24 protein-coding genes are annotated in these 19,774 nt (G+C 33.3%); 8 read left to right on the top strand and 16 right to left on the bottom strand.

All coding sequences use genetic code 11. The features are described from left to right. Positions 1-245 precede the first annotated feature (245 nt). Complete coding sequence (locus T478_RS00360) at positions 246-665, top strand: hypothetical protein (protein WP_048106619.1); 420 nt, start codon at positions 246-248, stop codon at positions 663-665. Here the strand turns inward: T478_RS00360 and T478_RS00355 are convergent. Next, positions 662-1,348 carry a PepSY domain-containing protein gene (locus T478_RS00355; RefSeq protein ID WP_048104318.1) on the bottom strand — a complete coding sequence of 229 codons (687 nt, stop codon included), beginning with the start codon at positions 1,346-1,348 and terminating at the stop codon, positions 662-664. The two genes, T478_RS00360 and T478_RS00355, sit on opposite strands and share 4 nt — an antisense overlap. Before the next feature lie 132 nt (positions 1,349-1,480). On the opposite strand from T478_RS00355, the gene T478_RS07600 reads away from it, so the two are divergent. Continuing rightward, the gene (locus T478_RS07600) at positions 1,481-1,642 is read left to right on the top strand and encodes a hypothetical protein (protein ID WP_160271557.1); all 162 of its coding nucleotides are present in this window, start codon (positions 1,481-1,483) and stop codon (positions 1,640-1,642) included. Here the strand turns inward: T478_RS07600 and T478_RS00350 are convergent. From T478_RS00350 to T478_RS00335, 4 genes are read right to left on the bottom strand one after another with little or no spacing between them, the layout of a single operon-like run. After that, positions 1,622-2,677, bottom strand: a complete 1,056-nt coding sequence (locus tag T478_RS00350; RefSeq protein ID WP_052433795.1) for a hypothetical protein — start codon at positions 2,675-2,677, stop codon at positions 1,622-1,624. The genes T478_RS07600 and T478_RS00350 overlap by 21 nt on opposite strands. After that, entirely contained in the window at positions 2,670-3,230 is a 561-nt protein-coding gene (locus tag T478_RS00345; RefSeq protein WP_146150878.1) for a hypothetical protein, read from the bottom strand. Before T478_RS00345 ends, T478_RS00350 begins: the two co-directional genes overlap by 8 nt. 37 nt (positions 3,231-3,267) lie before the next feature. Beyond that, positions 3,268-4,632, bottom strand: a complete 1,365-nt coding sequence (locus T478_RS00340; protein WP_052433794.1) for a cryptochrome/photolyase family protein — start codon at positions 4,630-4,632, stop codon at positions 3,268-3,270. A 38-nt stretch (positions 4,633-4,670) separates the two neighbouring features. Further along, complete coding sequence (locus T478_RS00335) at positions 4,671-5,105, bottom strand: 30S ribosomal protein S6e (RefSeq protein ID WP_048106617.1); 435 nt, start codon at positions 5,103-5,105, stop codon at positions 4,671-4,673. A 91-nt stretch (positions 5,106-5,196) separates the two neighbouring features. Here T478_RS00335 and T478_RS07855 point away from each other — a divergent pair, with 91 nt between their 5' ends. Further along, positions 5,197-5,319: a hypothetical protein gene (locus tag T478_RS07855; RefSeq protein WP_256378799.1), complete on the top strand. Its 123-nt coding sequence runs from the start codon at positions 5,197-5,199 to the stop codon at positions 5,317-5,319. Here the strand turns inward: T478_RS07855 and T478_RS00330 are convergent, their stop codons facing one another. Beyond that, the gene (locus T478_RS00330; RefSeq protein ID WP_048106615.1) at positions 5,320-5,496 is read right to left on the bottom strand and encodes a hypothetical protein; all 177 of its coding nucleotides are present in this window, start codon (positions 5,494-5,496) and stop codon (positions 5,320-5,322) included. Between the two features lie 82 nt (positions 5,497-5,578). On the opposite strand from T478_RS00330, the gene T478_RS07595 reads away from it, so the two are divergent. Continuing rightward, positions 5,579-5,752 carry a hypothetical protein gene (locus T478_RS07595; RefSeq protein WP_160271556.1) on the top strand — a complete coding sequence of 58 codons (174 nt, stop codon included), beginning with the start codon at positions 5,579-5,581 and terminating at the stop codon, positions 5,750-5,752. Between the two features lie 48 nt (positions 5,753-5,800). Here T478_RS07595 and T478_RS00325 read toward each other — a convergent pair whose 3' ends face one another. From T478_RS00325 to T478_RS00305, 5 genes are all read right to left on the bottom strand, one after another. Then, on the bottom strand, positions 5,801-6,769 hold the full coding sequence (locus T478_RS00325) for a hypothetical protein (RefSeq protein WP_048104314.1): 969 nt from the start codon (positions 6,767-6,769) through the stop codon (positions 5,801-5,803). A gap of 32 nt (positions 6,770-6,801) precedes the next feature. Then, positions 6,802-7,338: a type 1 glutamine amidotransferase gene (locus T478_RS00320; RefSeq protein ID WP_048104313.1), complete on the bottom strand. Its 537-nt coding sequence runs from the start codon at positions 7,336-7,338 to the stop codon at positions 6,802-6,804. Between the two features lie 2 nt (positions 7,339-7,340). Further along, complete coding sequence (locus T478_RS00315; RefSeq protein WP_048104312.1) at positions 7,341-10,193, bottom strand: UPF0182 family protein; 2,853 nt, start codon at positions 10,191-10,193, stop codon at positions 7,341-7,343. Positions 10,194-10,257: 64 nt separating this feature from the next. Then, positions 10,258-11,379, bottom strand: coding sequence for a DNA primase small subunit domain-containing protein (locus T478_RS00310; protein ID WP_048104311.1), 1,122 nt, complete (start codon positions 11,377-11,379; stop codon positions 10,258-10,260). After that, positions 11,376-12,386, bottom strand: coding sequence for a DNA primase (locus tag T478_RS00305; protein ID WP_048104310.1), 1,011 nt, complete (start codon positions 12,384-12,386; stop codon positions 11,376-11,378). The genes T478_RS00310 and T478_RS00305 overlap by 4 nt, the downstream gene beginning before the upstream one ends. 96 nt (positions 12,387-12,482) lie before the next feature. On the opposite strand from T478_RS00305, the gene T478_RS00300 reads away from it, so the two are divergent. From T478_RS00300 to T478_RS00290, 3 genes are read left to right on the top strand one after another with little or no spacing between them, the layout of a single operon-like run. Next, positions 12,483-13,322, top strand: a complete 840-nt coding sequence (locus T478_RS00300) for a deoxyribonuclease IV (RefSeq protein ID WP_048104309.1) — start codon at positions 12,483-12,485, stop codon at positions 13,320-13,322. 41 nt (positions 13,323-13,363) lie between these two features. Continuing rightward, positions 13,364-14,821 (top strand): glycine--tRNA ligase, encoded by a 1,458-nt coding sequence (gene glyS, locus T478_RS00295; protein ID WP_048104308.1) that lies wholly within the window; start codon positions 13,364-13,366, stop codon positions 14,819-14,821. A gap of 31 nt (positions 14,822-14,852) precedes the next feature. Continuing rightward, positions 14,853-15,566 (top strand): polyprenol monophosphomannose synthase, encoded by a 714-nt coding sequence (locus tag T478_RS00290; protein WP_048104307.1) that lies wholly within the window; start codon positions 14,853-14,855, stop codon positions 15,564-15,566. 14 nt (positions 15,567-15,580) lie between these two features. Here the strand turns inward: T478_RS00290 and T478_RS00285 are convergent, their stop codons facing one another. Next, positions 15,581-16,246: a Snf7 family protein gene (locus tag T478_RS00285; RefSeq protein ID WP_048104306.1), complete on the bottom strand. Its 666-nt coding sequence runs from the start codon at positions 16,244-16,246 to the stop codon at positions 15,581-15,583. 85 nt (positions 16,247-16,331) lie between these two features. Here T478_RS00285 and T478_RS00280 point away from each other — a divergent pair, with 85 nt between their 5' ends. Next, the gene (locus T478_RS00280; RefSeq protein ID WP_238573598.1) at positions 16,332-17,081 is read left to right on the top strand and encodes a glutamate racemase; all 750 of its coding nucleotides are present in this window, start codon (positions 16,332-16,334) and stop codon (positions 17,079-17,081) included. Here the strand turns inward: T478_RS00280 and cobM are convergent. Genes cobM through T478_RS00260 form a run of 4 tightly spaced genes read right to left on the bottom strand, consistent with a single transcriptional unit; the run spans position 17,065 to position 19,729 of the window. Continuing rightward, a complete protein-coding gene (cobM, locus tag T478_RS00275) occupies positions 17,065-17,841 on the bottom strand; it encodes a precorrin-4 C(11)-methyltransferase (protein WP_048104305.1) in 777 nt (258 codons plus the stop codon). The genes T478_RS00280 and cobM overlap by 17 nt on opposite strands. Then, entirely contained in the window at positions 17,834-18,556 is a 723-nt protein-coding gene (gene cobI / locus T478_RS00270) for a precorrin-2 C(20)-methyltransferase (RefSeq protein WP_048104304.1), read from the bottom strand. Before cobI ends, cobM begins: the two co-directional genes overlap by 8 nt. Before the next feature lie 36 nt (positions 18,557-18,592). Beyond that, a complete protein-coding gene (cbiT, locus tag T478_RS00265; RefSeq protein WP_048104303.1) occupies positions 18,593-19,183 on the bottom strand; it encodes a precorrin-6Y C5,15-methyltransferase (decarboxylating) subunit CbiT in 591 nt (196 codons plus the stop codon). Positions 19,184-19,189: 6 nt separating this feature from the next. Beyond that, positions 19,190-19,729, bottom strand: a complete 540-nt coding sequence (locus T478_RS00260) for a hypothetical protein (protein ID WP_048104302.1) — start codon at positions 19,727-19,729, stop codon at positions 19,190-19,192. Positions 19,730-19,774: the final 45 nt, after the last annotated feature.

Below are 19,774 nucleotides of genomic sequence, written 5' to 3'. Positions count from 1 at the left end.
TATTAAAAAACCAATCTCGTGAAATCTAATAATAGAATTAGTTAAAAAATGAGAAGTTTAAGAAAGGAAACTGCATGTTCATCTGCCACACACGTTAGTAACCAATGACAACTTCTCTGAATTTTTTAGATTCGAAGTTAATTAAAACAAGTATTTGATTGTCAACACTAAGATCATGATTTGAGATTAAATTTTTAGAATTTATGCCTACAAAGAGATTTAATGAAAGGCAAAAACAGGGATGCATGGCAGTATGGATAGGAGGAATATTTCTCAAAGATGAAGGAGGATATGAGATAGTTTTGAGATCGCTTGCTCATTATAAAAAACGATTAAGAACAATAAGTGAAAGTCCAGAATTAAAAGAAGCAGCCGCTATGTTTGCACCAATTTTGGTATCACAAGCACAAAAAAGATATCCGATGGTCATAGAAGCACAAAAAAAAATTGAACAAGTGTTACAAAATTCAATACCGGCTCAATCATTAGAACAAGATTTGGATACTTTACAAAAAGCATTAGAATGTCGCCAATCAGATATTGTAAAGGCACAAGATACAGGCAGGGAATATTTTATGAAATTATTGGGAGATTTACAAGAGGCACAAAAAGATTTAGAGCCAATTAAAAATGCGCTTGTAAAGATAAAACAATATTCAGATTAGTTCTTCAAAGATTTTACATAATCTTCAAGTTTTTGTTTCTTTTCCTCAGGAGATAGTGGCAAGAACTCTTTCCATTGCTCTTTCATTTCTTGTTTCTTTAACTCTTTTTCGTCATCAGACATTGTGTCCCATTGCATTTTCATCTGCATGAAATGAATAATCATAGTAGCTCTGTCTTGAAGTGAAATAGATTTCCAGGCATCTCCCATTTCTTTGAATTGCTGTTTCTTTTCAGCAACTTGTTCAGGAGTCATTCCTTTGAAGTAATCCTTCATCTTTTTGTTGTGTTTTTTATCATAACTTCTTTTATTTTTGTAAGAGTCTTTTGAAACAACATCAGACACGTAAAGTTGTTCACCGGTTCCAGCATCAACTAAAACTTTGTTATGACCTCTATTGTCATCCATCATAACAACTTTGTATACAAGATAACCGTTAATCACAGTAAGTTTTCCGTAAATTGCTTTACTATCAGGAACTGCTTCTTCTGCAGTAGACATTGCATCAACTAGAGAAATGTTACTTAGTTGTTTAAAGTCTTGACCATCTTCAATAGGAATTGTTCCTTGAATTGCAGGATATTTTGTTTTATCCCAGTCAGCAAAAGCAGGTGTAGCTGCAACAGATGTAACTAACACAGTAATTAGCATTAAAGCTGCAAGTTGTCCTACAATTTGTTTCATAAAAAATCGAGTGAAAATTACTATAAAAAAGGATCCTACAATTCATTCATAGTATAATTTGCATATTGGACATTTTATGACAGAAATTGGGAGATTAGCAACCCTTTTTGCTTGTGATGTGTATTACAGGATATGACAGACCCTGTTTGTAACCTATGTGAAAGAAAACTTTCAGAACATACGTACGAAGAATCAATAAAATGTGCAATGGAGTTAATCAAACAAGGCCATAAAAAAATTGGAATGGGGCAGCATCGCATGCGACAATCTATGTCAAATGATAATTCTACGTGAAGCTCTAAGTGCTATTACAGTTCCAATTATACTTGAAACAGCGCCGCATGCGACAAGAATAGGAAATATTACAACAATAAACTCTGAGTAGATTAATGGAATCATACTTGGCCACACAAGTCTATCGAACATTACTTCGTTGTATGTGTACGTAATAAGAGGGAAGTATGAAAAGATAAAGCTGGACCCAATTATAGCTCCTGCAATATAATGTGATTTTTTTATTTTCGATTTATTTATTATAATATCTGCTAATACAAATGGAATTAGATTCATCAGATAAAATGGAATGGTATCAACCAAAACTGGATTTGGTAACAAAGCAGATAAGATCATGATTAGTATGTAGAATGCCCCAGTCGTACTGAGGTAACCAAATTTTCCAGAGTTTACTTTTGCGGAAGTAATTAGAATAAATGCCATTACAATTGGATAAACTATCGTTGCAAATACTGCTGCAAATGTTGGTTCAGGATTAAAATCAACATAATCAGTTTTTGAAAAAGGAAGAGAAAATGAATGTGCAAATCCGGTTAGTGAAAACCATGCTCCTGAAAAGACTAACCCCTGTAAAATAACTCCAGTTTTTCGTTCAGATTTATTTTCAATTCTAATAATTCCTACAATTGATCCAATGCTTGTGAATAACATGCCTGCCATCAATATCAAATGTGTTGGGCTCAATAATCCGTCAAGACCATACATGTCATGCCACCAAAAATCTAGTGGCCCAGCAATAATTAGTAAAAAGATTCCAAGTCCAGACAAACGTTTTGGAAATTTTAGATTGAATAAATTTTTGTTTTGTATGGGTAATAATGTACCAATAAAGCCACCAATTGAAACTGCCACACCACCATACAAAATTAGATGTGGTTCTGCAAAAAAGGACTCAGGTTTGTTTAGAATATGATTAGTGATATCCCAAGAGCCACCACCAGTTACAAGAACAACACCCATTCCTAAAACAATGTATGGAATTACAATTTTCCAAAAGAATCGTTTTTGTTTTATTCCTAAGGTTTGATCACTCAACAATAACCACCTTTTTTTCTACAAATTCATTATCTTCATCTACATTACCACCTTTTGGAAAGATTGAATCTTCAGTAAATGGAGCAGATTTTGCTTTAGTAAAAATTCTATATTCACCTAAATTTTCAGGAGTAATCTCTAATTGTAAAATTGGTTTTTTATTAATTGGATTTGGCATATTAAATATGTGCAATAAAGGATACTCGGCAATTTTATAATCACTTGGATAATAGGTCTTTATTTCATCACCAACTTCAAAAAATTTTGGAGATTGTGTAAAGTCACTTGATTTAATTTGTATTCCATCAAAAGATTTTGCATCGGGAAAACCAATTATTAAAATTAGCATATCAGAATCTCCACCAGTTATTCCTGTGTCAATAATAAAGTCAAATGATTCATTACTTGAAATTGATTTTTTTTCTTGAGATGTAACGAAGAAGGGAGATGTTTCTCTTTTTTCGGTAAAAGACAATGCATCGGGAAATACAACTCCCATTACTAGAAAATATACAGCCATTATGCCTATTGAGGCAAGAATAATTCGGTTCATGTAAAAAATTGTACTGAAGAATATTTGAGACTTGACATTAAACTACTTTGAACATTAGTTTGGAACGAGCTGATTCCTCTTTGTGTATTACCATAGGTCGCGGATAATCAATTGAAGAATCCAAGGGTGTGGTTTCAATGTCATGGATCTGTTTTGTTGTGAGATTTACTAATTCCGGTATCCATTTTTTTATGTAAACACATTCAGGATCGAATTTTTTTTGTTGTAACCAAGGATTGAAGACTCTAAAGTAAGGTTGGGCATCGCAACCAGTAGATGCTGACCACTGCCAGCTTCCTGCGTTAACACATGGATCATAGTCAATCAAATATTTTGCAAAATGTCTTTCGCCAAGCCTCCAATCACACTGCAAATCCTTTGTTAGAAATGATGCTACAATCATTCTACATCTGTTATGCATGAAACCAGTTTGTTTTAGTTCACGCATACCAGCATCTACAATAGGAAATCCAGTTAATCCATTAACCCATTTTTCAAACTTTTTTTTATCATGGGACCATTTTAGACCTTGATATTTTTCTTGGAATTCTTTTTTCTGAGAGTAAGGAAAGTGAAACATTAGATGTGAAAAGAAATCTCTCCAGTATAATTCAGATATGAAGGAATGATCATTCCCAAAGAATTTTGATGCAGCTATGTGAACTTCCCGAATTGAAACAGTACCAAAGCGATTGTGTGTAGAAAGTTGAGATGTTGGTTTTGATGGAATGTTTCTTTGAACATTATAATCTGCAATTTTATCAAAATTTTCTAAAATTTTTAGACCATTTTTTCTTCCTCCTTCAATAACAGTCGTTTTAGGAATTATTTTTTCTAGTCTAGAAATAGTATCGTCAGAATTTTGATTTGATGTAATTAGATTTTTGTGATTAAAAACCTGTGGCGTTCTAACCTTAAATTGAGATGCAGCACGATAAAATGGCGTAAATACAAGAAATGGCGTATCATTTTGTTTTAAAACAGAACCTGCATCACGTAATAAGAGATCACCATATGACTCAAAGGCAATATTATTTTTCTCAGATGCACTTTTGAATTGATTATCACGAAATCTTCCATACGGAGAATTATCCCGATTCATAAAGATGGCATTTATTTCATCTTGTTTTACAGATGATGTAATTAGTGAGGAAACTGAATCGTTCTTGATAAGAATTTCACAATTTTTTCCTTTTGCCTGTTCAAACAAATCTTTTAATGAATCAATCATGAATCTAATTCGCATTTTTCCAAAGACAGGATTATTTTTATCAATTAGATTTTTTTCAAATAAGAAACAAGGAATTACTTGTTCAGAGTTCTCACATGCTTGAATTAAGCTTGTATTATCATCTAGACGATAATCACGTCTAAAGACAAAAAGTGATTTTTTGTATTTCAATAATGATAGTATGTTTTTAGAAATTAAAACCCTTGATGCTATTCTTTCTTATCTTCTTTTGCTGGGGCTTCTTTCTTATCTTCTTTAGGTGCATCATCTGCTGCTGCTTCTGCTGGAGGTGCTTCGTCTTTTATTTCTCCATCATATTTGCAATTTACTTGAAATATTTCATCAGAAACTGTGTTTCCTCTAACAAGTTTTCTTTTTCTCAAGCCATGTTCGGTATCTTGAAGACCAACACCTTTTGATAATAGAACTCGTTTTCTTGCCATTCCATGTAAGTCACCTCGCATTGGAACACCGGATTTGTCACTTCCTCCAGTAATTTTCAATTTTCCAGCTAATCCTACAATTGCAGCGTCAGTTTCAGCACCTATTACAAGACCCATAAGTGGATTTGCGTCTCCCTCTTTGAGTTCCTTGGTAATGGATTTGCCCTTTACATCTGAAATTGTCAGTTTGAAATTAGCCATTGCGATCTCAAAAATTTGTAAACTACTAATTAACCTTTGGACAAATTTTGTTTGCAAAAATCTTTAATTCGTTTTTATTTTTGTATTAAACATGAAAGAAAAAGTCGAATGTCCAAGATGTAATGAAGTAATGCTTGACGTTCAGGCTTGTCATCTTATCTGTCCTAGATGCGGATCGCATATGGATTGCTCAGACAAAGGTTCAGTTTGGTAATTAAAAACCAGGTCTATCTGGTATGTAATCAGTTGCCATGTTAACTGCTTGATCTTTCATGATTTCTAAATATTCATCATATGTTTTCTCAAACTTACAATGAGGACATGTTACCTTTGTAAGTTCATCGTTAACTTTGGCTACATTTTCACATTCAGGGCATCTTGCATCAAGCATGTAATTCATGATTATCCAAAGTATATAATCCTGATCGAGTGTTAATGTGAGATTTTAAATAAAATTAGAACAGAGATTTCTTATGAGCTATAATGAAATTGCAGAGACTTTTTCTGAGTATTCAAAAGGAAAATCATCAAACTGCCAACACTTGATTGAATTATTCCAACAAGCAATGATTCAGATGGAAGAAGAAGAGGAACTGCTAATTGTGGAACACCCAAGAACAACAATTAAAAAACCAAAAAGAGATTAACAAAATTCTTTTTGTTACAAGTTAGCGATAGTATACTAGATGTTAAAATTACATTTCATTTAATGCACGTTCTATCATTCCACGATCTTTTGCATTAGGAGTGAATTTAATATAATTTTGATAATCTTGTTTTGCATCATCAATTTTGTTTTGTTGTTGTCTCACATATCCACGATTCTTGTAAATAGGTCCAAATCTAGATTCATTAATTTCAATTGCACGAGTGTAATTTTTCTCTGATTTGTCAAATTCTTGATTCTTTAGGTAGAAATTTCCAAGACCACGATATGCCAAATAACAATTTTCATTTTTCTCAAGACTTTTTTCATAATATGATACACATTCAGGATTATTTTGTTCGTTTAGTATACCTCCTAAAAGACACAATGCAGTAGAATTATTTGGATTTAGTTCTATAGCTTTTTCTAGCGAATCAGTTGTTTCCTTTGTTTGTTTTTGTAAACTAAGTTTTTCAGATTCAAAACATAATCTATTTGATTTTGTTTTGTTTTCATCAGATTTTAGTGCAGAAAGGATATCTGATGAACCCAATAGAATCATTAAGCAACCATCTTCAGACCAGAGTTTTTCAAATCTTTTTTCTGGAATTACACCTACCTGGATTCCTTCTTCAGACGGTTTTTGTTCTGGAACATAATGAAAAATTGTTTTTTCTTTATCATCATAACCAGATATGATTGATGCATGTTGGACCACATCATGTAATCCAGGTAAGATAACAATCGGTGGAATTCCCATATCAATTACTTGTTTTAATTCTGGAATGCTGGAGTGTATGATTAAGCTAGAAAGTCCATGACGTTCTGCAAGATTAATTCCTTCAATCAAAATACTTCCATTCATACCTGCATATTTTGATGCAATTTCATTTGCTTCGGAGATTGGAAGATCAATATTCCAGTATTTTGCTACAGCGTTAATTGAAAGTGGTAAGCAAATATTATCATTATCAGAGATTGGTGGTAAAACTAATTCATGTTCAGGTTCTTCACTCATGTTAATCCAATAATTTTATCATATTAATATCATCAAAGTTTTACAAATTTTTCTATCATTGACTGACCATCTTTAGTCATTTCTGGATGAAATTGTGTTCCATAAATTAAGAGTTCTTTATGCTTTACAATTTCATTTTTACAGTTCTCAGATTCCGCTATAACATCTAATGAACTCCCAAGTTTAGAAATTTCATATGAATGACTTTCAAATACGGTATTTTTCCCTTCACACAAAGTATTATCATTAGAAATAATTTCTTGTTCGCCTCGTATCACTGATGATTTACGAATAGTTCCACCAAGAGCAAGAGCTAAGATTTCTGCACCATAACAAATTCCTAAAAGTTTCTTTTTTTCATTTACTGCATGTAGAATAATTTTAGAGTTTTTTGCATTCATTTGTGAATCATTATTTCGTCGACCTGACAAAATGAAAGAATCATAATCAGAAATGTCATCAAGATTAATTTGATCAGATGATTTTTGATCAAATTTTATTCCAGAATTTGAAAGAGTGTTGGCTATGTCTTTTGTAAAGACAGAGCCGTTATCAACTAGAAGTAACACGTCTAGTTCTTTCCGATTTGGATCTGTATGTAGTGAATTTCTGCAATTCCGTCTACAGTATTAACTACTCCAAAGTAGAGAGAAGATTCTTCTTCCCACATCAATACTCTATTGGTTCCTGTAGCAAATTTAGCAACAAATTCATCTATCATTTCCTGAGTTGCAGGTCCATCAGATTCGTTAAAGAACACAATCTGGCCTTCCTCAAATGATAGTGGGAATTGAATTGCAGTTGGCTTTGTTATCTGCAAACCACTTTGGCCAATCATTTCCATGATTCTTTCAAATCTTTCATCTTTGTCTAATTGTACAATAGTTTCGCCGGTTTTACTAGTACTAACAACACCAGATAGCTTTTGGAGATATGCTTCAAATGCTTCTTCTTGTGTTTCGCCTAAACCAACATAATATTCTCCGGTAAATCCTGCACCTACTGCGGCAATTGTACCTAGTTGTGCTACAGATCCTCCTGCTCCTGCAGTATAGACTGGAATAAAGTAAGTATCTTGATCACCTACACGATACAAAATGTTATCACCAATTCTAGGATTTCTCAATAAAGTTTTGAGTTGTGCAAAGTCAGGGTCACGGTCAAGTGCTTCTCTTACTGAGGTTGGTCCCAAAAGTTTTGTTTCAGAATCTAATGGAACTTCATAGAAGGTCATCTTACCGAGTTTATCCATATCGTTTTCTACAATCATGTATCCTGCCAAGTTACGTCCTTGAGAACCACGAAGTTCTAATGATAGTAATCCTATGAACTCTGTTTGTTCAAATCCTGGTGGCTTTGCTTGAATATAGTAAGTATCTAGTCCTCTAGGAATTTCATAGAACTCGTTTGCCTGAATGAATGTTTCAACATCAGTTACGTGGTAAATGTTGTACATTTCAGTTTTCCAATTGAATAGTTCTTGAGGGTAACGAATTTGTTCTTCAAGCCACGCTGGCGCCTCAATTATTTGATCATCATATTGCGCCATCAACATGTTTGAGAAAAAGTCATCACCGTTTTTTATCAGGCTTATGTCACCATCGTAAGTATCAACAAGTGCAAATCCTGCTAATCTAAGGTACGGATTACCTGCAGAGTATGGAACATCTCTTGTATCAAATCCAACGATCAATGGAACAAGCCAGTAGGTGTTCTTTCCATCAGTTACAGGATAACTATCAAGTTCTTTTCCAAACATGTTATACAAGAAGTAAGGATAAAGTGTCTGCATTCTTTCATTAACATCTTTGTACCTCATAATGTGAAGTGATTCACCAGGATATGAGAGGATGAAGTTTGGTTCAAATATCCATGAGAGTGGCGGTGGTACGTCAACTCCTCCAGCACCGTCATATTTTGCGCCGTTAAGTTCTGCACTATCTACTCTATTAACAGGATAACCAGACCAAGTATCATCAAGCAAACCACCTTCACCATAGTAGATTGCTCTTTGTTCAAATAGTTCAGAACTGTCTACGATTGTTCCTTCTGTCGCTTCTAGAGTAAGGAATCCATCAGGCACGTGAGTGTATACAAGATGTTCGTTATACCATTGGTTTTCAAGACTTACAGATGAAGGAAGTATTGGTTTCATAGATGCGGTCCAGTATAGTTTATCATCAAATCTTAGGATATCATTATCTTCAAAGTCTACATAAGGAATAAGACCAATCTCTGGTTTTAGTTTTGCAAATGCTGCATTCCAATCCCAAACACGAATCTTACTAAGCACATCTTCATTTTGATCAATGTAAGATTCTATAACATTTGGGTTGACCGAAGTAATTTGCACTTCGTGTGTATTTTCATTAATCATATCAAGTTCTGCTAGGTAACGGTTTACACCAATTTGTTGTGCTGTATATGGACCAAGATATTCAATCTTCTTTGCATCGGCTACACTGTTGTTTACACCCATTGCGATACCAACAATTAGTGCAATTGCAATTATTGCTGCAACACGAATGTATACGTCACGTTTGAACATGTGAGTTAGAACACGTGCACGCATTCTATCAAATACTGAAAATGCAATTAGTGCAAATCCTACTACGAAGGTTCCACCTATTGCGTATCTTGTGTTATAGTCAATAGTGTCTGTGAAAAACATGTTAAATGCAGCCCAGATAATACCTATTCCGATAACAGCTTCAATTGTAGCCATGTAATTTAGATAACGTGGCTTTCCTTCCTTTGTGTCGTGTAAGTATAACGTTACAACTTTGATTATGTAATGAATTCCAACAAAGAGGATCAAACGAAGCCCAATTGCGCCAATAATTGGTGGAATAACAATTAGAAGTGCAGGAATCATTGGGGTGACATTATCCATTGCAAAGGTTGGATCATTTGGTGGAGTTACAAATGGTAGTGAGAATAGTGTTGTAATATTTTCAACTCCTAAATCATTTCCTTCTATCATGTACAACAAACCAAATCCAAACATTAGATTTGCAAAAAATGCACCTAAGAGAAGAATTTTTGTGACTTGCCAAAGTGCAAAGTGTCCTCCAGATAATTTGTATTCTGAAAAGTTTGGAACTGTTTGTTGAACCTGGTCTTGAGGACCGCGGTTCATCATGTTAATTGCGGTATTTATGAAAAACCAAAAAATTGATGATCTTTTTACGGCATTTACTCTTAGCAATGCGATACTTGCGAGAGATATACCGCCGATAAGTGAAAACATTAATGGTTTTGTAAAGACGTCGGCAAATTCTGTCACGTTCATTGACAATACTACTGCCTGATTTCCAGCCAGTGCAAAAATGATAATTCCAATTATTGCAATAATACCAAGTTTTATGAATTTACCAGCATCTGGTGGTGGTTGACTGCTATCTTCATTTTTTGCACTATACAAGTTGAAATAAACTCGTTTTTCATTTAATTAATACCTTATTGGTAGAATTACAAAAAATCTATCATTATACGCATGATGCTATGCCTTTACACATCATATAGACAGCTGCAAACTTTGGAACAGACACTTGTTCGTTGTTAAATGGTCCAAACTTTTTCTTTTTTAATGAAAATTCGATCGGACAATTTGCTGCAACTTCTATTTCCTCATCGTCAATAAAACATGCATCTACGTATGGATCAAATTTTTTCAGGTCCTCTACGAAAATTTTCGTAAGACCACTCTTACTGTTTATAGAACCAGGCAATCTAAAAATTCTATGAATATCTTGAGTTACATTCGGATCAATCTTTATTCCAATTGAATCTCTAAAATCTTCTAGGTTTTTTTGGAATAAAGCGTAACCTCCTGAAATAACTTCTTGAGAAATTTTTGGACGATTTGATTTTGTTCCGTACAAATGTTTTGCAAGTCTTCCATTCCATCCTGCATCATCAAATTTTGGGAGAGATGATTTGTTCATGTTAAATTTTCTAAATCCAAATGTTTCAGGAATACTTCCACGGAACATAATGTAATCAGAAATTTCGGCTCTTTCTTTGGAACCTACACTTTCGTATTCAGATTTTGGTACATAGATATGAAAGCCTTCGTTTCCAGAAAAGAATGTCTTGATGTTATCTTCATTTATGCCTAAATCATCTGTAAGAATTTGATTTAGTTTGTTTACTTCATCTTTTGATGACTTTATGCAGTCACTACAGGTTAATGTTATGAATGAAAGTTTTGTTGATTGACAATTTGGACACGATTCATTGAGTTGAGAAATTTCATTACAATCAGAGCATTTGATTATTGTGTTATCTTTAGGATGTTCTTTTCTTAGATCCTTTGCATCAATATCAAAGATTAGTTCTGCGTTTTGCCAATCCTTTTCAGACATAGGTAAGTTTGGAAACATGTATCGTGCATTAGAACAATAAACATCAGAAGGTTTGTTTTGCATTAAGAGTAGATGAAGTTCTTTATCAGACTTTAGCGATATGTGTCTATTCATACCGCCGTTAAATTTTTGGTAGCCAAATTCTCTTTGATTCGGATCATCAGGAACGTGTAGAAGATCAAAGTTTTCGAAATAAAATTTTTTGAAAGTATCTTCTAGAAATGTAATATCTTTTGCATTCATACTCTTTTTCTCCCAAACTGAAGTGGATTGATTATTGTGTCACATGCAGGAACAGGAAAACAAAGATCCTTACTCTTTACTTTTTCACATGAAGGACATTTGTATTCAGTAGTTCCAGAGGTTCCTGAAAGTTGATTCAACTGATAAATTGTAACTTTTGGATTATAATCAGGTGCATTTTTGAATAATGGTGCAATTTGTTCCACCGTTTGTCCTTTGTTTAATAGAAATGTTGCAAGCATAAACCTTCCAGAGTGAGGCAAGTTTTCTCCTTTTTCTAAAACTTCTATTGCATGTTTAATGCAAGGAGGAAATTCTTTGGACTCTACGGTTTTTACCTCGAATTTTTTTGCAAGTTGTTTTAGCTTATCAACATAGGTTTCAAAACCAATTATCATTTGTGGTGTTGATGAAGAATTAATTTTGGTGTAAATGTGTCGGTCTAGTTCTTTTCTAACTAGTCTTACGGTTTCATGTGGAGTTAGGTGAACTTTTCCTTTTGTAACCTTTCGATTAATTAATTTCCATTCACGTTCATGAAAGTTGATCGAGTGTTTTAGATAATCGCTAACTAAAATTGTAAATTCTTCATCAGTTTTTTCTACAGTTACAGAAAATAATTCGTGAAGTATCTGTAGTGAGAGTTTAGCCTTTGTGGCATCTTGATGATTCATCAAATCTTTTTCTAGGAATTTTTCTGCACGACGAGCTTCTGCTAGAGAAAATCGACGAATCAAAGTATTCATTCCAGAGAGTTTTAACAAAATTACTGCAATTAAAAATGAAAATATCTCAAGAGGTAATGCAGAATTATTTGATGCGGGATCAGATTTGAAAATTCTTCCCTCTGATGAAGTAATTATTCTTTCAAATGCATTATCGACAATTTTTTTTAGATCAGGATCAGAACCAAATTGTTCTAGTGAGAATCCTTTATCATTTAGATATTTTCCTGCTTCAGTAAGAAAAGGATACTTTACAATTTCGTCATTTCCAAGATTAACCATAACATTAGTGCACCAACTTAGTTTAAAAATTACAATTATAAAATTTGTATTTTCGGTAGATCTCTAGTTTAAATTATAACAAATCTTAGAAAAAGCATGCAGATTGGTGCACATATTTCCAAATCAGGAACTATGGATAGTTGGGTAGACAATGCAGTAGAAAGAGGATGTTCAGCATTTCAGGTTTTTACTAGAAGCCCAAGAAGTTGGTTTGCAAAAGATTTGGATTTAGATGAAGCAAAAGCGTACAAAGAAAAACTTGATGCATCAGATATAGATAGAATGGCAACATGTGCACACATGCCATACTTACCAAATCTTTCAACACCAGAAGACGAAGGATATGAAAAATCAATAAAATCAATGATTGAAGAAGTGAAGAGATGTGACAAGCTTGGAATTCCTTATCTTGTTACACATCTTGGAAGTCACAAGGGTTCAGGAGAAGAAAATGGAATTAAGAGACTTACAAGTGCATTAAACGAAGTTGCAAAGACAAAAGCAGATGTAATAATTTTACTTGAAAATACTGCAGGACAAAAGAACTCAGTTGGCTCTGATTTCAAACAGTTTGCAGAGATTTTTGCACAGTGCAAACCTGCAAAAAAGTTTGGTGTTTGTTTAGACACATGTCATGCATTTGTTGCAGGATATGATTTGAGAACAAAAGCTGCAGTGAAAAAAACAATGAAAGAATTTGACGAGACGGTTGGATTAAAAAATTTAAAAATTCTACATCTAAATGATTCCAAAGGAGAATTAAATTCCAATTTAGATAGACATAATCACATCGGACTAGGAGAAATTGGAAATGAAGGTTTAGGTGAAATTGTTAAAATCATGAACAAAAATAAGATTCCAATTGTTCTAGAAACACCAATTGATGATACACGAGATGACTTTGAGAATATACGAAAGGCAAAGTCACTTGCATAAGCAATTACGCATTTATTCCATGATTGTTTTAGAGTTTTAGCATGAATTACGAAAGTGTCATGAAACTTGCATTGGAAAGAGCATTTTACTTTCCAAGTTGTGAGGTTTATGGTGATGCTCAAGCAGGTTTTTGGGAGTATGGCCCAACAGGTGTTAGTGTAAAAAATAAGTTTCTTGAATTATGGAGAAGAGAGTTAGTACGAAGAGACAGAATGCTTGAGATTGATGGTTCACAGATAATGTCAAAATCAGTATTTGAGGCATCAGGTCATCTTGGAAACTTTGCAGACCCAATCATAAAATGTAAAAAATGTGGATTAACATTTAGAGCTGATAAATTAATTTCTGAAATTGCTAATGTAGAAATTCCAGAAAGTGCAGATTTAGAAGACTTTGATAAAATGATTCAAGAAAAAAATATTGTGTGTACAAAGTGTAAAGGAGAATTTGAATCTGCAAAAAAATTTAACATGATGTTTAGAGTAGGAATTGGTCCTGAAGATGAAGAAGCATATCTCAGACCAGAAACATGTCAATCAATATTTGTTGATTTCCCAAGATTATTCAAAACTATGCGTGGAAAGCTTCCTTTAGGAATAGCACAGGTAGGAAAGAGTTTCCGAAATGAGATCGCACCTAGACAAAGTCTTTTGAGATTAAGAGAGTTTTATCAAGCAGAAATAGAGGTTTTTTGTAATCCAGGAAAATTAAATGAGTTAGATAAGTTTTCAGAAATTGAAAATACTACACTACGAATTCAGATTTCAGATGATATTCAAGTAATGACATGTAAAGAAGCAGTAGAAAAAGGAGTTATTCCAAACAAGTTCGTTGCATATTATCTTGGACTGTTAACAGAATTTTATAAAAAGACAGGAATTGATATGGAGAAAAGTAGATTCAGAAAGCTTGGAGAAAAAGAAAAAGCGTTCTATGCTGATGTTGCATTTGATTTTGAAGTAAATACTACAATTGGATGGTTAGAACTTGTTGCATGTAACTATAGATCAGATTATGATTTATCAAGTCACGCAAAGAAAAGTAAAGAAAAATTTGAGGTTATGGATAATGATGAAAAAGTTTTACCACATGTATTTGAAATATCAATGGGTATTGACAGAAGTCTTTACACAATTTTAGAACATTCACTAAAAGAAGATAAAGAAAATGAGAGAATGGTTCTATCAATCAAGCCATATTTAGCTCCAACACATGTAGGAGTTTTATCATTGGTGAAAAAAGATGGACTCTCTGAAAAAACTGATGAGATTTACCGTCTAATTAGAACAAAATTTGATTCATTTTTAGATCATTCTGGTGCAATTGGGCGAAGATACAGAAGATTAGATGAGATTGGAGCACCATTTGCAATAACTGTAGACCATCAAACAAAAGAGGACAATACAGTTACCATTCGTAGGAGAGACGACATGGCTCAGGAACGCGTCAATATTTCAGAATTAGAGTCAATTCTTGCAAAAGAGACAGCATATCCATAAGATATTTCTTCTAAGAGAATGGTGAAATTTTATGAAACTGGCAATAGTAATTCCAACGTATAATGAAGCTGAGACAATTCCCAGTCTAATCAAAGAATTATTTGAGAAAATAAAGCAGTTAGTTGAAAAATTAGATGTTTTAATTATAGATGATTCTTCGCCAGATGGTACGGCAGATATTGTTAGAGAATTAGGCGGAAAATATGACAAAATTACGGTAATCCAAAGAGCAAAAAAAATGGGATTGGGAGCAGCATACAAAGAAGGTTTTAGATACATTTTGGATAAACTTGATTCAGAATTAATTGTGCAGATGGATGCAGATCATTCACATCAGCCAAGTGAAATTCCAAATATGTTAGAAAAAATAAAAAATTTTGATTATCTAATTGCAAGTAGACATGTTGAAGGTTCTGATATCGTAGGGTGGGGAATAGGAAGAAAAGCAACTCATTCTGTTGCAGGAGCAATAGCTAAAGCATGTGCAAAAATAGAGATCAATGATTCAACTAGTGGTTTTAGGATGTTTAAGAAAAAGACACTTGAAAGAATTGATTTTGATAAGATTAGATCAGATGGTTTTGCCTTTCAGATAGAGGTTCTGTATCAATTAAAGCAGTTAGGCATGAAAGGATTAGAGGTTCCAACAGTTTTTGTAAATAGAACAGAGGGTAGCTCAAAAATGGGAAGTAGTGAAATGATGCAGTTTATCACAATGTGCATTAGTTACATAGGAAGAAAATAAAGGAAGAAAGCTAACTACTCAAAAGTTGATGTCGATGTTGTTGTTTGTTGATATTCTTGAGTTGGTAGCTCGAGTGAAGGTACTGATGGAAACTTGTCACCGATTTGTTGCTCTGCAACTGCGGATGCTTCTTGAAGAATTGCGTTTGTTTCTTCACTAGATGCATCGGATTCCATGTTAAATGAATCACCGGAGATCGAGTCGACCATAAGTCCGTTTAATGTCTGGGTCATTGCGTTCAATTCTGAATCTGCTTCTGGCATGAATTTACCTAATGATGATTGTAGGCTCTTCATTGTACCCATTGCAGGTCCAATTGCAACCATTGCATCACCGAGGTCATGAATTGTTGAAAGTCTTAATTGAACTTGTTCCAAGGACATTCTTGCACCGCCAAGCATTTTCTTTACTTTTCTAACTTCTGCGAGTTCATTTGATAAAACAGTGCTTGCACTTTTATCATGATTTTGAACTGCTGTGACGACACGTTGGAATAATTGTTGATCTCGTTGTTCGAGTTTTCCCAACATAGTGTCCATCTTAGAAGTTTGTGCCTGTAATTTGTTAACAGCGTTCTGAATACGTGGTTTCAATGCTCCTTGAGGTTTCAAGGTATCACGAAACTTGTCAGTCATACCAGCTGTATCCTGGCGTGCCCATGCTTTATGGAAGGATGGCATGTGTAGTCTCAAAAAAATTGCTCTTAATTAGAAGTGTGGAATAAGATCAACACTAGACTAAATTTAGCTAACTAATTACACATGAATGAAGATGAAAATTGTTGTTTTTGACTCCGGATTAGGTTCTTTATCAATAATTAAGGCAATTCAGAAAAGGACAAAAGCAGATATCATCTATTTGGCAGATAAAAAAAATTTTCCGTATGGAAAAAAGACAAAATCCCAATTATACAAAATTATCACAGATACAATTCAAAAAATTTCTGAAAAATTTAATCCAGATGTGATAGTGCTTGCATCAAATACACCATCATTGCTTTTTAGAGAAAAATTACCAGATAATGTGATTACAGTTTTACCACCACTTGAAAAAATTCAGAAGGCAAGTAATGTTGCAATACTTACAACAGAAATTGTTGCTAAAAGTAAAGAGTTAGAAAATTACATATCAGAATTCAATAATTTAGAAGATGTTTTGAAAATCAATTGTTCAGAATTAGTTGAATTGGTAGAAACTGGAAAATTTTTAACTAATGAAAAGAATTGTGTTAAAACAATATCAAAAGTACTAAAAGATGAATTTAAAGAAAATAACATTAAGATTGCTACACTATCAAGTACACATCTTCCGTTTCTTTCACCATTCTTGAAGAAAATTTTTCGTGGAATAGAATTCTTAGACCCAGCAGATGATGTAGCAATGAAGATTTCAAGATTGAAACAACAGGCCTCTAAAAATAATTCTTTAACAATTTATACAACAAAAAGTCCAAAGGCACTACAAAGAAACCTCAAAAATATGGGCATTTCTAATAAAGTCACTCTTTTTTCTTAGTTTTTTTTGCTTTTCTAAAACCATGTGAGAATGTTTTATCATATAATTTAGAATATTCATATGATTTTGGTTTTATTACATCGCCTATAATGACAATTGCAGTCATTCTAATTTTTTCATCTCTAACTTTTTTTGCAATATCTGTAAGTGTTCCAAGAATTATTTTTTGATCTTTTCTGCTTGCTTTGTAGACTACAGCAACAGGTGTAGATTTTTTGTATCCACCTTCAATTGCTTCTTTTGAAATTTTATTTAAAAGATGAACACTGAGATAAAAAATTAAAGTTGCTTGATGTTTTGCAAGTTCAGAAATTTTTTCTCTTTTAGGAACTTTAGTTCTTGATTCAGCACGTGTAATTATCATTGTTTGTGTAATTCCAGGTAGAGTTAGTTGTGTTCCAAGTGCAGCAGCTGATGCTAGAAATGATGTAACTCCTGGAACAACAATTGATTCTACACCTTCTTTTTCTAAATTATCAATCTGTTCTCTAATTGCACCATACACAGCAGGATCCCCATCATGTAATCTAATTACGGTTTTACCTTTTTGGGAATTTTTTAAAAGTAAATCAAGAATTTCTTCACGTACGAGTTTTGCGGCATCATGTATTTTGCCTTTTTTGTTATATTTTAAAATCTCAGGAGGAATTAATGAGCCCGAATAAACTATAATGTCTGCTTTTTGAACAAGCTTTTTTGCCTTTACTGTAATTAATTCGGGGTCACCTGGACCACAACCAACAAAATAGACCTTAGACACGCTTTATCACCAAAATTGAAAAGTATTTTGTAGTAAGAGTATCATCATTTACGTCACCTAATCTTAATTTTCGAATGATTTCTTTGTCTGTTCCTAAATCTTGTCCAATTGCAAATATGGAATCATCAGGGAATCCAGATTCACGGACTAGTTCAATTACTTGATCAAAATATCGACCATCTTTAAGAAATACCAGTACTTCAGAATTTTTTGCAATTTCTTTGACAGAACTAAGATCATAGCATGATGGAATGATTGAAACTTTTTCTGCACCTTCTGCAATACTTACACCAACCTTTGATGCAAATGTAAACATAGAAACAATTCCAGGTATAACGTTAATTTTCATTTCAGGATGATTTTGACTAATTTCTCTGTGCATGTAGATCCAAGTACTGTAAAGATAAGGATCGCCAACTGTTAGATATACAACATTTTTTCCTGACAAAACTTTTTCTGCCATAATTTTTGAGTTTTCTTTCCAGTGTGCTTCAAGAATATCTTTGTCTTTAGTCATTGGGAAAATTAGTTTTACAATTTCTTGATTTTTTGATTTATCAATTAATGAATCAACCACAGACAATGCAATGCTAGGTCTATCTTCTTTTGATGCGGGACACATTATGGTATCGGCATTTTGTATTGCTTTAACGGCTTTTACAGTAAGCAAATCTGGATCGCCAGGACCTACTCCAATTCCGGTTAATTGAGACATAAGAAAGATGATTTTGTTCCCAATTAAAAAGCTAGATTATTTTTTTGTTGCAGAAATGACAGTAACTGGGTTTCGTGCAAGCATCATTGTGCCTGTTTTTGTTTTCCTACTTTTTCCTATTGTGATTTGAGTAATATCAATTGATTCAAAATTTAATTTTTCAATTGTTTGTAATACAGAATAAAGTGTTTCAATCAAAATAACACCAATTACTATTCTTCCACCAGATTGGACTTTATCTTGACATAATTCAACAATATCTTTTGTATCACCACCAGTTCCACCTATGAAAATAGTGTCTGCTTGTGGTAGTTCAGAAATTTTTTCTTTGGCATTTCCTTCAACTAGTGTATAATTTGATATTCCAAATTTTTCAAGATTCTTTTTTGTTAATTCAATTGCATTTGGATCAATATCAACACCAATTACTTTTCCTGACTCTTCAACTTGAATAGCAGCCTCAACAGTTACAGAACCACTACCACAACCAATGTCTAAAACAGTTTGCCCTGCAGATAATCTACCTTTACTGATTTGTATGGCACGAATTTCTTCTTTAGTGATTGGAACAGATTCAGTTCTCTCAAATTCTTCATCTGGAATACCAGGAGTTTTTGATTTCCACATTTTTTATTAAATACCAGGAATCATTGATTGGCTTGTACCAGCATTAACTAACGTGTAACTAAATATCCAGACGAACAAATACATGAATACAAAACTACCAATTCCTGTTGTAACATATTTTTTCCTGTTTGCAATTTTAATTTTCCAAGATTTGGCAACTATTGCGGTTGCGATAAACAACATTATCATAAAACCAATTGATGTCCAACGTTTTTCTTCCACATCAACAATATCTTCAAATGCAAATGTAGCAATCACACCACCTGCAATTGCAGTTGCAAGTCGTAACCAAAATAATCTATCAGTTAGTTTTTTTGTTGCAGATTTGTCTATAGGATCATCAGTAGGATCAGGTTTTGATTCTGTTTCTGGTGCGTCAGTGGTTTCTGGTGCGTCAGTGGTTTCTGGTGCGTCATCAGAGTTTGATGTCCATTTGGCAATTTCTTTTTTTTCGTCTTCAGTTGCTTCAATTTCTGGAAGATCCTTATTTTCGTCTTCAGAATTTGATTTTTCTGCTCTAAATTTCTTTTTCTTGAACTTTGCCATTTGAATTCTTGAGTTGACTCAGAAATGCCTCGTTTAAAATCTTTG

Origin of the sequence: Candidatus Nitrosopelagicus brevis, from assembly GCF_000812185.1 — an archaeon.
Taxonomy (GTDB): domain Archaea; phylum Thermoproteota; class Nitrososphaeria; order Nitrososphaerales; family Nitrosopumilaceae; genus Nitrosopelagicus; species Nitrosopelagicus brevis.
This window is presented reverse-complemented; position numbering and strand designations above follow the sequence as displayed.